The sequence below is a fragment of the Variovorax stachyos genome (assembly GCF_051400855.1).
Classification (GTDB): Bacteria; Pseudomonadota; Gammaproteobacteria; order Burkholderiales; family Burkholderiaceae_C; genus Variovorax.
Map to the genome: position 1 here is coordinate 78,041 of NZ_JBLFFN010000006.1, position 13,701 is coordinate 91,741.

General features: G+C 68.6%; 11 protein-coding genes. 5 read left to right on the forward strand and 6 right to left on the reverse strand.

Annotation, left to right across the window (positions count from 1 at the left end; all coding sequences use genetic code 11):
* Positions 1-115 precede the first annotated feature (115 nt).
* The 4 genes from secF to ACMGEZ_RS12850 form a co-directional block, all read right to left on the reverse strand.
* Positions 116-1,066 carry a protein translocase subunit SecF gene (gene secF, locus ACMGEZ_RS12835; protein ID WP_436822656.1) on the reverse strand — a complete coding sequence of 317 codons (951 nt, stop codon included), beginning with the start codon at positions 1,064-1,066 and terminating at the stop codon, positions 116-118.
* Between the two features lie 15 nt (positions 1,067-1,081).
* Positions 1,082-2,962, reverse strand: a complete 1,881-nt coding sequence (gene secD / locus ACMGEZ_RS12840) for a protein translocase subunit SecD (protein ID WP_436822657.1) — start codon at positions 2,960-2,962, stop codon at positions 1,082-1,084.
* Positions 2,963-3,009: 47 nt separating this feature from the next.
* Positions 3,010-3,342 carry a preprotein translocase subunit YajC gene (gene yajC, locus ACMGEZ_RS12845; RefSeq protein WP_436822658.1) on the reverse strand — a complete coding sequence of 111 codons (333 nt, stop codon included), beginning with the start codon at positions 3,340-3,342 and terminating at the stop codon, positions 3,010-3,012.
* Positions 3,343-3,562: 220 nt separating this feature from the next.
* Positions 3,563-7,168: an indolepyruvate ferredoxin oxidoreductase family protein gene (locus tag ACMGEZ_RS12850; protein WP_436822659.1), complete on the reverse strand. Its 3,606-nt coding sequence runs from the start codon at positions 7,166-7,168 to the stop codon at positions 3,563-3,565.
* Between the two features lie 186 nt (positions 7,169-7,354).
* On the opposite strand from ACMGEZ_RS12850, the gene ACMGEZ_RS12855 reads away from it, so the two are divergent.
* The 4 genes from ACMGEZ_RS12855 (at position 7,355) to ACMGEZ_RS12870 (ending at position 11,328) form a co-directional block, all read left to right on the forward strand.
* Positions 7,355-7,867, forward strand: coding sequence for an Lrp/AsnC family transcriptional regulator (locus ACMGEZ_RS12855; protein WP_068679263.1), 513 nt, complete (start codon positions 7,355-7,357; stop codon positions 7,865-7,867).
* Positions 7,868-7,873: 6 nt separating this feature from the next.
* Positions 7,874-9,502 (forward strand): MFS transporter, encoded by a 1,629-nt coding sequence (locus tag ACMGEZ_RS12860; RefSeq protein ID WP_436822660.1) that lies wholly within the window; start codon positions 7,874-7,876, stop codon positions 9,500-9,502.
* Between the two features lie 92 nt (positions 9,503-9,594).
* Entirely contained in the window at positions 9,595-10,614 is a 1,020-nt protein-coding gene (locus ACMGEZ_RS12865; protein ID WP_436822661.1) for a Bug family tripartite tricarboxylate transporter substrate binding protein, read from the forward strand.
* A gap of 186 nt (positions 10,615-10,800) precedes the next feature.
* Positions 10,801-11,328 (forward strand): Rrf2 family transcriptional regulator, encoded by a 528-nt coding sequence (locus ACMGEZ_RS12870; RefSeq protein ID WP_436822662.1) that lies wholly within the window; start codon positions 10,801-10,803, stop codon positions 11,326-11,328.
* Between the two features lie 16 nt (positions 11,329-11,344).
* Here ACMGEZ_RS12870 and ACMGEZ_RS12875 read toward each other — a convergent pair whose 3' ends face one another.
* On the reverse strand, positions 11,345-12,610 hold the full coding sequence (locus ACMGEZ_RS12875) for an NAD(P)/FAD-dependent oxidoreductase (RefSeq protein ID WP_436822663.1): 1,266 nt from the start codon (positions 12,608-12,610) through the stop codon (positions 11,345-11,347).
* Positions 12,607-12,990: a VOC family protein gene (locus ACMGEZ_RS12880; protein WP_436822664.1), complete on the reverse strand. Its 384-nt coding sequence runs from the start codon at positions 12,988-12,990 to the stop codon at positions 12,607-12,609. The genes ACMGEZ_RS12875 and ACMGEZ_RS12880 overlap by 4 nt, the downstream gene beginning before the upstream one ends.
* A 161-nt stretch (positions 12,991-13,151) precedes the next feature.
* On the opposite strand from ACMGEZ_RS12880, the gene ACMGEZ_RS12885 reads away from it, so the two are divergent.
* Positions 13,152-13,694 (forward strand): GAF domain-containing protein, encoded by a 543-nt coding sequence (locus ACMGEZ_RS12885; RefSeq protein ID WP_436822665.1) that lies wholly within the window; start codon positions 13,152-13,154, stop codon positions 13,692-13,694.
* Positions 13,695-13,701 lie beyond the last annotated feature (7 nt).

Here is a 13,701-nt window from a genome sequence, read left to right on the forward strand (position 1 = left end):
AATTAAAGCGATTCAACAAGTCCGAGCTTGCATCGTGAAGCGTAACCGCACAAGGCCGCCGGCTGCATCTCTCGGCAACCCGAATCCGCATTTTGCCGACCTGGGGCCGTGCCGGTCACACCGTGGCGCCGGCGTTCGGGTCGTCCGGATCGCCTTGCTTGGGGGCCGTCTTGACCAGGTCCTCGCGCTTCACGCCCAGCCACATCGCGATCGCCGCCGCCACGAAGGCAGAAGAGTAGATGCCGAACAGGATGCCGATGGTCAGTGCCAGGGCGAAATAGTGCAGCGTCGGACCACCGAAGAAGAACATCGACAGCACCACCAGCTGCGTAGAGCCGTGGGTGATGATGGTCCGGCTGATGGTGGAGGTGATGGCGTTGTCGATCACCTCGCGGGTGGTCATCTTGCGGTAGCGCCGGAAGTTCTCGCGCACCCGGTCGAAGATCACCACCGACTCGTTGACCGAGTAGCCCAGCACCGCCAGCACCGCCGCCAGCACCGCCAGCGAGAACTCCCACTGGAAGAAGGCGAAGAAGCCCAGGATGATGATCACGTCGTGCAGGTTGGCCAGCACGGTGGCAAGCGCGAACTTCCATTCGAAGCGGAAGGCCAGGTAGATCATGATCCCGACCACCACCATGCCCAATGCCTTGAGGCCGTTGGTGGTGAGCTCCTCGCCCACCTGAGGGCCGACGAATTCGTTGCCGCGCAGGGTGGCAGAGGCGTCGACCGCCTTCAGCGCGGCCATCACCTGCTCGCTCTGCTGGGCCGAGGTCTGGCCCTTCTGCACCGGCAGGCGGATCTGGATGTCGCGCGAAGTGCCGTAGTTCTGGACCTGCACGTCGGGATAGCCGAGCTTGGCGACGGTCTCGCGCACCTTGCCCACGTCCACCGACTGCTGGTAGGCGACCTCCATGACGGTGCCGCCGGTGAACTCCACCGACAGGTGCAGCCCGCGGTGGAACAGGAAGAAGACCGCCAGCAGGAAGGTCAGGATGGAAATCGCGTTCAGCACCAGCGCATAGCGCATGAACGGGATCGTGCGGTGGATTCGGAAGAACTCCATGGTTTCAGTGCTCCCTTACTTGGCGGCGGCCGCGGCCTTGTCGGCGTCCGGCTTCCAGACCGTGCCGATGGACAGGCTCTTGAGCTTCTTCTTGCGGCCGTACCAGAGATTCACGAGGCCGCGCGAGAAGAACACGGCCGAGAACATGGAGGTGACGATGCCGATGCAGTGCACCACCGCGAAGCCGCGGACCGGCCCGGAACCGAAGGCCAGCAGCGCAATGCCGGCGATCAGGGTGGTGACGTTGGAGTCGAGGATGGTGCCCCAGGCTCGGTCGTAGCCTGCGTGGATGGCGGCCTGCGGCGATGCGCCGTTGCGCAGCTCCTCGCGAACGCGCTCGTTGATCAGCACGTTGGAGTCGATCGCCACGCCGATCGCCAGTGCCATGGCCGCGATGCCGGGCAGCGTGAGCGTGGCCTGCAGCATGGACAGGATGGCCACCAGCAGCAGCAGGTTGACTGCCAGCGCGATCGACGAGAACAGGCCGAACAGCATGTAGTAGACGCACATGAACGCCATGATCGCGGCGAAGCCGTACATCACGCTGTCGAAACCCTTCTGGATGTTGTCGGCGCCCAGGCTGGGGCCGATGGTGCGCTCCTGGATGATCTCCATCGGCGCGGCCAGCGAGCCGGCGCGCAGCAGCAGCGCCAAGTCGTTGGCTTCCACCACGTTCATCGAGCCCGAGATCTGGAAGCGGTTGCCCAGCTCGCCATTGATCGAGGGGGCCGTGAGCACCTCGCCCTTGCCCTTCTCGAAGATCAGTATCGCCATGCGCTTGCGGAAGTTCTCGCGGCTGACGTCGCGCATGATGCGGCCACCCTTGGCGTCCATGGTCAGGTCGACCTTGGGCTGCTGGGTCTGGGAGTCGAAGCCCGGCTGGGCGTCGGTGAGGTTCTCGCCGGTCACCAGCACCTGCTTCTTGACGATGACCGGGCGGCCCTCGCGGTCGAGGAATTTCTCGGAGCCGAAGGGCACCGGGCCGCTGCCGGTCTCGGCTGCGCGGCCCTCGGCGGACTCGTCAACCAGGCGCATCTCGAGCGTGGCGGTCCGGCCCAGGATGTCCTTGGCCTTGGCCACGTCCTGCACGCCCGGCAGCTGCACCACGATGCGGTCCAGTCCCTGCTGCTGGATTACGGGTTCGGCCACGCCGAGCTCGTTGATCCGGTTGTGCAGCGTGGTGATGTTCTGCTTGAGGGCCGCGTCCTGCAGCCGGCGCGCCGCCTCGGGCTTGATGGTGGCCGTGAGCCGCCACTCGCTGCCTTCCTGGCTCTCGGTGGTTGCGAGGTCGGGGAACTGGTCCTGGATCAGCGCCTTGGTCGTCTCCAGCGCAGCGGCATCGCGAAAGCGCACCTCGATGGTCTGGCCGTTGCGCGTGACCGCGGCGCCTCGAACGTTCTTGTCGCGCAGGCTCGAGCGCAGGTCATTGGCGAAGGACTCGGCCTTCTTGTCGATGGCGCCCTTCATGTCGACCTGCAACAGGAAGTCCACGCCGCCGCGCAGGTCCAGGCCCAGGTACATGGGATAGGCATGCAGCGCGGCCAGCCAGGCGGGCGAGCGCGACACCAGGTTGAGGGCCACGACATAGGGCGGATCGCTCGGGTCCGGCACCAGAGTGCGCTGCAGCACGTCGCGGGCCTTGAGCTGGTCGTCGGTGGTGGCGAAGCGCGCCCGCACCGAATTCGCATCGAGCGTCATCAGGTCCGGCGTGAGGCCGGCCGCCTTGAGCGCCTCGGCCACGCGGGCCTGGGTCCCGGCGTCGATCTTGACGGTCGACTTGGCTGACGACACCTGCACCGCAGGCGCCTCGCCGAAGAAATTGGGCAGGGCATAGATCAGCCCCACGAGCAGCACGACGACGATGATCGCGTACTTCCAGACCGGGTAACGGTTCATCTAGTCAACCTCGAAGGACGGGGGTGCGAAGCACCCACGCTTTCTCCTTACTTAATCGCACCTTTGGGCAGGACCTGGACAACCGCGCTGCGCTGCAGTTGCACTTCGACGCCCTTGGCGATCTCGATCGTCAGGTACTGCTCGCCCAGCTGCGTGATCTTGCCGAGCAGGCCGCCCGCGGTGGCGACCTCGTCGCCCTTGGCCAGGGCTTCGATCATGGCCCGGGCTTCCTTCTGGCGCTTCATCTGCGGGCGGATCATCACGAAATACAGCACCACGAACATCAGCACCAGCGGCAGCATGCTGCCGAGGGAGGACATCATGTCGCCGCCACCCGCGGCAGCGGGCGCGGTCTGGGCGAAAGCAGAGGAAATGAACAAGGAAAGTCTCCAGCAGAGAGGGAAGGTATGAGCGCGGCCCCCTGGGGGGTTCGCGGTTCTGCGCAGTGCATGGCAGGAGCCATGGAACAGGCGCGCTAAGGCGGGGCCGGGCCCCGCAGAGCATCGCGCATTGTATTCGGCGGCGCTCGCCCCGCCGGAGCTAAGCCGGCAGGGCGGGCAGGGCTTTCAGGACGGCCTCGCCGGTAGCCTCCCGCGAGGCTCAGGCCGCCACGCGGGCCGCTTGCGGATTGCGCCACTTGGCCATCAGCTCGGCCCAGCGGATGCGCGCCGCCTTGAGGTTGCGCTCCTTCACATGGCCGTAGCCGCGGATCTGCTCGGGCAGGCTCGCGATCTCGAGGGCCAGCCCATGATTGCCCGCATTGAGCCCAGCCAGCAGCTCCTCGATGCTCGCGCGGTACTCGCCGATCAGCGCCCGCTCGGTCTTGCGTTCGTCGGTGCGGCCGAAGGGGTCCAGCGCGGTGCCGCGCAGGCCCTTGAGCTTCGCGAGCAGGCGGAAGCCGGTCAACATCGCGGGGCCGAACTTCTGCTTCTGCAGCTCGCCCTTGGCATTGCGCTGGGCAATGATCGGCGGGGCGAGGTGGTAGTTGAGCTTGTAGTCGCCCTCGAACATGCCATCGACGCGCTCCAGGAAGCTGCGGTCGCTGTGCAGGCGGGCGACCTCGTACTCGTCCTTGTAGGCCATCAGCTTGAACAGGTAGCGCGCCACGGTCTCGGCGAGGCTGGTCTTGCCCAGTGCCGCCTCGGCCTGCTGCACCTTGGCGACGAAGGCCTTGTACTGCCCGGCGTAGGCCGCGTTCTGGTAGGCCGTGAGGAACTCGACGCGGCGCGCCACCAGGTTCTCGACCGTGTCGCGCTTCTTGAACTCGACGATCTGCCCGGGCGAGATCCGCTTGCGCAATTCCTCGGGGCGCTGGGCCGCCTGGCGGCCCCATTCGAAGGCGGCCTTGTTGTTCTCGACCGCCACCGCGTTGAGCTCGATGGCGCGCATGAGCGACGCGTGCTCGAGCGGGACCCAGCCCTTCTGCCAGGCATAGCCCAGGATCATCGGGTTGACGTAGATGCTGTCGCCCATCAGCGAGGTCGCGGCGGCATCGGCATCGAAGGCGCCGAGCCCCTCGGCGCCGACCGCGCGCGCGATCTCGGCGGCGCAGGCGTCCTGCGGGTTCTGCCAGTTGGCGTTGCGCACGAAGGCCGCGGTCGGCGTGCTGTGGCTGTTGAGCGCCACATGGGTGCGGCCCTCGCGCATGCGTGCCAGGGTCTCTGCGTTGACGCTGACCAGCGGGTCGCAGGCCAGCACCAGGTCGGCGGCGGCGGTGCCCACGCGGGTGGTGCGGATGTCGTCCTGCGTGTCGCCGATCAGCACATGGCTCCAGGTGGCGCCGCCCTTCTGCGCGAGGCCTGCGGCGTCCTGCGTGACGATGCCCTTGCCCTCGATGTGGGCCGCCATGCCCAGCAGCTGGCCGATGGTGATCACGCCGGTGCCGCCGACGCCGGCAACCACGATGCCCCAGACCTTGCCACCGGCGAGCGAAGGCAGCGCCGGCTCGGCCAGCGCGCCGAGTTCGGCCGGCATGGACGCCTTGTTCTTCGCCTTCTTCTTGAGCTGCCCCCCCTCGACGGTCACGAAGCTGGGGCAGAAGCCCTTGAGGCAGCTCATGTCCTTGTTGCAGGTGCTCTGGTTGATGGTGCGCTTGCGGCCGAACTCGGTCTCCAGCGGCTCCACCGACAGGCAGTTGCTCTGCACGCTGCAGTCGCCGCAGCCTTCGCAGACCAGATCGTTGATCACCACGCGCTTGGCCGGGTCGACGGCGGTGCCGCGCTTGCGGCGGCGGCGCTTCTCGGTGGCGCAGGTCTGGTCGTAGATGATGGCGGTGGTGCCGTTGATCTCCCGGAATTCGCGCTGGATCTCGTCCAGTTCGTCGCGGTGGCGCACCTTCACGTCCTGGCCTGGAATGTTGACGCCCTCGTACTTCTCGGGCTCGTCGGTCACCACCACCACCTTGGTCGCGCCTTCGGCATGCAGGCTCTCCGCGATCTGCAGCACCGAATGGCCTTCGGGCCGCTCGCCGACCTGCTGGCCGCCGGTCATGGCGACGGCGTCGTTGTAGAGGATCTTGTAGGTGATGTTGACGCCGGCCGCGATGCTCTGGCGGATCGCCAGCAGGCCGCTGTGGAAGTAGGTGCCGTCGCCCAGGTTGGCGAAGATGTGCCGGTCGGTGGTGAACGGCTGCTGGCCGACCCACGGCACGCCCTCGCCCCCCATCTGCGTGAAGCCGAGGGTGGACCGGTCCATCCAGGTCGCCATGAAGTGGCAACCGATGCCGGCCATGGCGCGCGAGCCCTCGGGCACCACGGTGCTGGTGTTGTGCGGGCAGCCCGAGCAGAACCAGGGCTGGCGCGCGGCGTCGGCCACGCCGACGGTCTGCGGTGCCGCCATCGCGCGCTCCTTCGCCTCGAGGATGGCGAGCTGGGCATCGATGCGCGCCGCCATGTCCGCCCCGGCAGCAGCCAGGATGCCGGTCTTCTTGAGGCGCGTCGCAATGGCCTTGGCGATCAGCGCGGGGTTCAGGTCGGCGTTGGCGCGCAGCAGCGTGTGTGCGGTCGGATTGGGCATCGACCATTCGCCACCCGAATAGCCCTCGGCCTCGTGCACTTCGCCCTCGTCGAACTTGCCCACCACGTTGGGCCGCACGTCGGCACGCCAGTTGTAGAGCTCTTCCTTGAGCTGGTACTCGATGACCTGGCGCTTTTCCTCCACCACCAGGATCTCCTGCAGGCCGGTGGCGAAGTCGCGCGTGAGCTGGGCTTCGAGCGGCCACACCACCCCCACCTTGTGCAGCCGGATGCCCAGCTGGCGGCATGCGGCGTCGTCGAGTCCGAGGTCGATCAGTGCCTGGCGGGTGTCGTTGTAGGCCTTGCCGCTGGCCATGATGCCGAAGCGGTCGTTCGGGCCCTCGATCACGTTGTGATTGAGACGGTTGGCGCGGATGTAGGCCAGCGCGGCGTACCACTTGTAGTGCATCAGCCGCGCTTCCTGCTCGAGCGCGTGGTCCGGCCAGCGGATGTGCAGGCCGCCGGGCGGCATCTGGAAGTCGGTGGGCATCACGATCTCGACGCGTTCGGGGTCGATCATCGCGGTGGCGCTCGACTCGACGATCTCCTGGATCGTCTTCATGCCCGACCAGATGCCAGCGAAGCGGCTCATTGCGAAGGCGTGGATGCCGAGGTCCAGGATCTCCTGCACGTTGGTCGGAAAGAAGACCGGCGTGCCGCAGGCCTTGAAGATGTGGTCGCTCTGGTGCGCCGCGGTCGAGCTCTTGGAGATGTGGTCGTCACCGGCCACGGCGATCACGCCGCCCCACGGCGTGGTGCCGGCCATGTTGGCGTGCTTGAAGACATCGGAGCAGCGGTCCACGCCGGGGCCCTTGCCATACCAGATGCCGAACACGCCGTCGTACTTGTTGGTGCCCGGCGGCGCGAAGCCCAGCTGCTGCGTGCCCCAGAGCGCGGTGGCGGCGAGCTCCTCGTTCACGCCCGGCTGGAACACGATGTGGCGCTCCTTCAGGTACTTGCTGGCCTTCCACAGCGCCTGGTCGTAGCCGCCGAGCGGCGAGCCGCGGTAGCCGCTGATGAAGCCGGCAGTGTTCTTGCCGGCCTGCTGGTCGCGCAGGCGCTGCAGCATGGGCAGCTTTACCAGGGCCTGCACGCCGCTCATGAAGGCGCGGCCGTAATCCAGGCTGTATTTGTCGTCGAGCGTGACCGTTTCGAGTGCCTTGCGGATGTGCTCCGGCAGCGGTGCGTTCATGGTCGTTGTCTCCGTGGCTCTGCCTCGTGGGCGTGGCGGTTTGGGTTTTTGGGCGAGGCGTTCGGGTAGGAACACTCCCCGGGCCATCATGCTCGCAAAGTGTATGCCTGGGGCCGTGATAGGTGTTTGCGTTCTTTGCCCGTTCAAGGCCCCTGTTTGAAAGGATCTTGCTTAAGATGCCCTCCTATGGAAAGCATTGACAAGTTCGATCTCGCGATCCTGCAAGAACTGCAGGCAGATGCCCGGCTCACCAACGCCGAGCTGGCCCAGCGCGTGGGCCTGTCGGCCGCACCGTGCTGGCGCCGGGTGCGTGCGCTGGAGGCCGCCGGCTACATCCGCGGCTACCACGCCGAGATCGACCGCCACAAGATCGGCCTGGGCGTACTGGCCTTCGTGCGCCTGGACACCGACCGCGCCACCGGAGAGGTCACGCGCAAGATCGAGGAGGCGATCCGCAAGCTGCCCGAGGTGGTGGCCTGCCACTACATCAGCGGCACCGGCATGTTCGAGCTGCAGGTGGTGGCCGAGGACCTGGACGGCTTCTCGCGCTTCGCACTCAACAGCCTCATGCACCTGCCCAACGTGAAGGACCTGCACACCAGCTTCTCGCTCGGCGAGGTCAAGGCCAGCCGCGCACTGCCGCTGGGCCATCTTGCGCGCAAGACCGGCAAGCCCGGTCGGCCCGGGACCGGACAATAGCGGCACATGCCACCGATCTCGACCGAGGAAACCCCCGTCGCCCCGAAACGCGTGCAGCCGCCGCGCATCGGCCCCTTCGAGCCGCTCAAGCTGGCGGTGTTCCGCATGCTCTGGAGCACCTGGCTGGTCGCCAACATCTGCATGTGGATGAACGACGTGGCGGCGGCCTGGATGATGACCTCGCTGACCACCTCGCCGATGTGGGTCGCGCTGGTGCAGTCGGCTTCCACCCTGCCGGTCTTCCTGCTCGGATTGCCGAGCGGCGCGCTGGCCGACATCCTGGACCGGCGGCGCTGGCTGGTCGCCACCCAGTTCTGGCTGGCCGGCACTGCGATCGTGCTGTGCGGCGCGGTGGTGATGGACCTGATCAACGCCCCGCTGCTGCTGGCCCTGACCTTCGCCAACGGCATCGGGCTGGCGCTGCGCTGGCCGGTGTTCTCGGCCATCGTGCCGGAGCTGGTGCCGCGCACCCACCTGCCCGCCGCGCTCGGCCTCAACGGGCTGGCGATGAATGCGTCGCGCATCGTCGGACCGCTGCTCGCCGGCACGCTGATCGCGAGTGCGGGCACGGTCTGGGTGTTCGGCCTCAATGCGGTGCTGTGCGTGGCCTCGGGCTTCATCGTGCTGCGCTGGCGGCGCGAGCATACGCCGAGCCCGCTGGGCCGCGAGCGGCTGATCAGCGCGATGCGCGTGGGCGTGCAGTTCGTTCGCCAGTCGCAGCGCATGCGCGCGGTGCTCACGCGCATCTCGATCTTCTTCCTGCACTCGACCGCGCTGCTGGCACTGCTGCCGCTCCTGGCGCGCAACCTGCGCGGCGGCGGGGCCGGCACCTTCACGCTGCTCCTGGCTGCCATGGGTGCGGGCGCGATCCTGGCGGTGATGTTCCTGCCGCGGCTGCGCCAGGCGCTGGCGCGCGACCAGTTGGTGATCCGCGGCACGATGCTGCAGTCCGCCGCCACCGCGGTGATGGCAGTGGCGCCTAACGCCTGGGTGGCGGTGCCCGCGATGTTCCTCGCCGGCATGGCGTGGATCACGGTCGCGAATTCACTCTCGGTCTCGGCCCAGCTGGCGCTGCCCGACTGGGTGCGCGCGCGCGGCATGGCCACCTACCAGATGGCCATCATGGGGGCCAGCGCCTTCGGCGCAGCGCTGTGGGGCCAGGTGGCGGAACTCTCGTCGCTCTACATCAGCCTGGGCATCGCGGCGGCAAGCGGCACCGTCTTCATGCTGGCGGCGATCCGCTACGTGACCGACGGCGTCGGCGAGGAGGACGACACCACACCCGCCCGCAAGGGCTGGGCCAAGGGCCCGCCGGCCGAGGCACCCGGCGAGGAGGGGCGCGTCGTGGTCACCATCGAATACATCATCGATCCGGCTCGCGCCGCCGCCTTCCACGTGGTAATGCAGCAGACCCGCCGCGCCCGACTGGGCCAGGGCGCGATCGGCTGGGAGCTGCTGCACGACATCGCCGAGCCGGGGCGCTATGTCGAGGAGGTCGTCGACGAATCGTGGACCGAGCACCTGCGCCGTTTCCACCGCGCCACCGCCGCCGACATGGCGCTGCGCGAGCGGCGCCTGGCCTTCCACCAGGGCGAGACGCTGCCGGTGGTGACGCGCTACGTGGTGCGGCGCTAAGCTGCTGCCCGCGGTCACGGCGAAGCGCTCTACTGATTCCTGAGCTCCGGGCCCCGCTGCATCACCCTTTCGAAAATCCGACGGAGACAAACTTGAACAATCCAGAGCCCGCCGGGCCCCTGCCCCCATCCTTGGCCACGCGCCGCCACCTGCTGGGGCTCACGGGCGCCCTCGGCCTTGCCACGCTCTGGCCCCACCCGGCCCGAGCCCAGGCGGCCTGGCCGAGCAAGCCGCTGCGCTTCGTCGTCCCCTTCGCGCCGGGCGGCAGCTCGGAGATCGTGGCCCGCTCGGTGGCCGCCGAGCTCTCGCGCACGCTGGGCCAGAGCGTGTTCGTCGAGAACAAGCCCGGCGCCGCCGGCAACATCGCGATGGCCGAGGTGGCGCGCAGCGACGACCAGCACACGCTGATCCTCGGGCACATCGGCACGCTCGCAGTCAACCCGTACATCTTCGAGAAGCTGCCCTACGACGCCAACAAGGACTTCAAGCCGGTCAGCCTGCTGGCCAAGGTGCCCAGCCTGTACGTGGTGCACCCCGACGTGCCGGCGAAGAACCTGCGCGAACTCATCGCCTACGTGCAGGGCAGGCCCGGCAAGCTCAGCTACGGCTCCGCCGGCAACGGCAGCGCCGGCCACCTTGCCTTCGAGTACCTCAAGATGACGGCCAACATCTTCATGCTGCACGTGCCCTACCGCGGCACCGGCCCGATGCTGACCGACCTCATGGCCGGGCGGCTCGACGCCTCCGCGATCGGGGCGGCGGCGGTCATCCCCTTCATCAAGGCGGGCAAGCTGCGCTGCATCGCCACCGGATCGGCGGCGCGCCTGCCGCAGCTGCCGGAGGTGCCGACCGTGGCCGAGCAGGGCTTCCCGGGCTTCGAGATGACCCAGTGGTACGGCATGCTGGTGCCGGCGAATTTCTCGAGTGCGAACCTGGCCAAGCTCTCGGCCGAGACCATGAAGGCGGTCAAGTCGCCTGCCGTGACGGAGCGGCTCAAGGGCGACGCCGCCGAGTCGGTGGGCGACACGCCCGAGCAGTTCGCGAAGTTCATCGCCGGCGAGCAGGCCCGCTGGAAGAAGGTGATCGCCCGGGCCAACATCAAGCCCGACTGAGGACGACCAGCGCCTGTCGGGGGAGCCGGAGGCTGCGCCGCCGGCCGGGGTAGCATCAGGTGCCTGCCGGGGCTGGGAACCTAATCCGGGGCTCAGACTCCCAAGGCATGATCGGCTGCATACAAGGACCCGGCGTCCACCACGACAACAGCAGCCCGCACCGCACAACAATCAGGAAAGCCTTTCATGCGACTCACCACCAAAGGCCGTTTCGCAGTCACTGCCATGATCGACCTGGCGCTGCGTGAGCGCGCGGGACCGGTAACGCTGGCAGCCATCAGCCAGCGCCAGCGCATCTCCCTGTCGTACCTGGAACAGCTGTTCGGCAAGCTGCGCCGCCACAAGCTGGTCGAGTCCACGCGGGGCCCGGGCGGCGGCTATTCGCTGGGCCGCAAGGCGGCCGACATCACCGTGGCGGACATCATCTTCTCCATCGAGGACGAGCCCTCCCACAAGAGCGAGCCCGAGGCCGGCAGCGACAGCCAATGCAGCACCGAGGAACTCTGGGCCTCGCTGAACCGCCGCACGGTGGAATTCCTCGACTCCGTCACGCTGCAAAGCCTGGTGATGGAGCAGCTGGCCAAGGGCGTGAAAATCGAGGACGGCCCGGCCGTCAAGCGCGTGTCCGCCGCGGCGCCAGCCCCCAAGCGCCCGCGGGTGAACGCGCCCAACTCGGTGTTCGCGTTGGGCCGCGCGCTCGCCGCCAAGCGCTGAGCCCTTCCCCTGCGCTTCAGCTCACCGGCAGGAGCAGGCGCAACAGCCCGCGCGCCGTCACCAGCTGGTGAGGGTTGTAGCTTTCGTCGAGCACCCCGCTGAGCCTGCGCACGATGCCTTGGCTGCGTTGGGCGCGCCAGATCACGAAGTCGGCGATCCAGGGCTGGTGGTTGACGCGATTGGCGTGCTCGTAGGCCGCGAAGCGCGGCTTCAGTGCCTTCAGGGCCGCCTCGTAGCGCGCCCCCACGGCGACATCGCCGGCGGTGCCGGCCCCGGCGATGGCGTCAGCCGCCAGCATGCCGGTCTCCAACGCCTTGCCGATGCCCTCGCCAGTGAACGAATAGGTGCTGCCCGCCGCCTCGCCCGCGACCAGCAGGCCGGGCCGCGACCAGCGCGCCCCTTCCAGCGAGCAGCGCAGCGGCGCCCCCTTCAGCTCGCCTTGGAGGCAACCGCCCTGCATCAGCTCGCGCGCCGGCGCGTGCACGCGCGTGAAGGTCGCGAACAGCTCGCGCAGGTTGAGATCCGGCTCGATGCCGGCCGTGCCGTCCAGCAAGCCGACGCCGACGTTGAACACCCCTGCGCCGCAGGGAAAGATCCAGCCATAGCCGCGCCGCAGCGCGCGATGCCAGACCACTTCGAGCTGGCGAATGCGGCCGGCCACGGCCTCGTTCCTCACGTAGCCGCGCAGGGCGATCCCGCTGGGCGCGCGCCGGCTGCACATGTCGGCCGCTAGCAGCGGCGGCGCCGCCGCGCCGGTGGCCAGGACGGTCCAGCGCGCGCGCAGCGTGCGCACGGTGCCGTCGGCGAGGCGCAGGCGCGCGCCCTCGACGCGCCCGGCTGCATCGGTCACGGGCGCCTCGAAGCGGGCAGGCGCGAACCAGCGCGCTCCGGCCCCCACGGCCGCGCCGCGCACGATCTCGTCGAGCTCACGGCGCGGCAGCACCGCCAGGCTGGCGGGCACTTCCACCCGCCGGCCGCGCGGCGCGACGCAGGCCACGTGGCTGGCCGTGGCAGCGCGCGCCAGCACGGCATCCAGAACGCCCAGCCGGGCGAGCGCGCCCTGGGCATCGGGGATCAGCCCGTCGCCGCAGACCTTCTCGCGGGGGAAGTCCTGCCGGTCGACCAGCAGCACATCGAGGCCCGCGCGCGCCAGCACCTGCGCGCAAGCCCCGCCGGCCGGGCCGGCGCCGACCACCAGCACCTCGCAATCGGCGGGCTCACTTGGAGTACCTTCGCCTTCGGCTGCGGGGCTATTCGCCTTCGGAGCGGCCGTGCGACTCATGCGCCACTGCCGTACGGGCGGGTGATGATCTCGAGCCGGTGGCCGTCGGGGTCGTCCCAGTAGACGCCGCGGCCGCCGTCGTGGTGGTTGATCCGCCCCGGCTGCTGGTGGCCGGGATCGGCCCAGTAGCTCAGTCCGCGGGCACGGATGCGCCCGAAGATTTCGTCGAACTCTTCCTCGCCCACCAGGAAGGCGTAGTGCTCGATCGGGATCTGCTCCTCGCTGCGGATGTAGTCGAGCGTGACGCCGTTGTCGAGCTGCACGCAGTAAAAAGGTCCGAAGGTGGTGGGCTCGTTGCGCCCGAGCAGCTCCGCCAGGAAGACGGCGGAGGCCTTCGGATCGCGCGCCGGGACGATCGTGTGATTCAACTGGATGGCCATGGTGCTCCCCCATGAATGCGGCAAGGCGATGGTGCGCTTGCCCAGCGAAGAGTGCTCATGGTAAGGCGGGCGGCGTGAACAGTGCAGTTGCGCGGACCCCACGCGTTCTGCCCGCGTCCGCTTCGACGCATTAGGATCGACCCCAGCCAGGAGGGGCCAACATGCGCAACAGGAGCGAGGAGAGCGTCGGGTTCGGCGGCAGCCCGTCGGACAATGGCGTGCCGGCCTTCGGCACGCTGGACTGCGACGGCCCGCTCGTGGTCCAGGCCCTGGCCTCGATGCTGGAGCTGATCCGCGAGCAGCTCGGCATGGACGTGTTCTTCGTCTCCGAGTTCGTCGACGGGCGGCGCGTGTTCCGGCACGTCGCGACGGCCCCGGCGATGGGCATCATCCACGTGGGCGGATCCCACGCCATGGAAGACAGCATCTGCCAGCAGGTGCTCGACGGCCGCGTGCCCAATCTCGCGCACGACCTGCGGGTGCTGCGCACCCGCCAACCCCTGCCCGAGGTGACGAAGCCCATCGGCACCCACATCAGCGTGCCGGTGGTGATGCCGGACGGCAGCATCTACGGGACGCTGTGCGGCTTCGCGGTCGAACGCACCGTCGACCTGTCCGAGCGCGATGTGCGGCGCCTCGAGGTCGCGGCCCAGGCAACGGCGCGCGTGCTGGCCCAGGCGGCAGGGCACGCCGCAGTGGGCTGACCCGTCA

Excerpts from the sequence above, each read along its gene's own strand:
- ACMGEZ_RS12870 (WP_436822662.1), top strand. The coding sequence starts at position 10,801 with ATGCGACTCACCACCAAAGGCCGTTTCGCAGTCACTGCCATGATCGAC.
- ACMGEZ_RS12875 (WP_436822663.1), bottom strand. The coding sequence starts at position 12,610 with ATGAGTCGCACGGCCGCTCCGAAGGCGAATAGCCCCGCAGCCGAAGGC.
- ACMGEZ_RS12850 (WP_436822659.1), bottom strand. The coding sequence starts at position 7,168 with ATGAACGCACCGCTGCCGGAGCACATCCGCAAGGCACTCGAAACGGTC.
- ACMGEZ_RS12885 (WP_436822665.1), top strand. The coding sequence starts at position 13,152 with ATGCGCAACAGGAGCGAGGAGAGCGTCGGGTTCGGCGGCAGCCCGTCG.
- ACMGEZ_RS12855 (WP_068679263.1), top strand. The coding sequence starts at position 7,355 with ATGGAAAGCATTGACAAGTTCGATCTCGCGATCCTGCAAGAACTGCAG.
- secF (WP_436822656.1), bottom strand. The coding sequence starts at position 1,066 with ATGGAGTTCTTCCGAATCCACCGCACGATCCCGTTCATGCGCTATGCG.
- secD (WP_436822657.1), bottom strand. The coding sequence starts at position 2,962 with ATGAACCGTTACCCGGTCTGGAAGTACGCGATCATCGTCGTCGTGCTG.
- ACMGEZ_RS12880 (WP_436822664.1), bottom strand. The coding sequence starts at position 12,990 with ATGGCCATCCAGTTGAATCACACGATCGTCCCGGCGCGCGATCCGAAG.
- ACMGEZ_RS12860 (WP_436822660.1), top strand. The coding sequence starts at position 7,874 with ATGCCACCGATCTCGACCGAGGAAACCCCCGTCGCCCCGAAACGCGTG.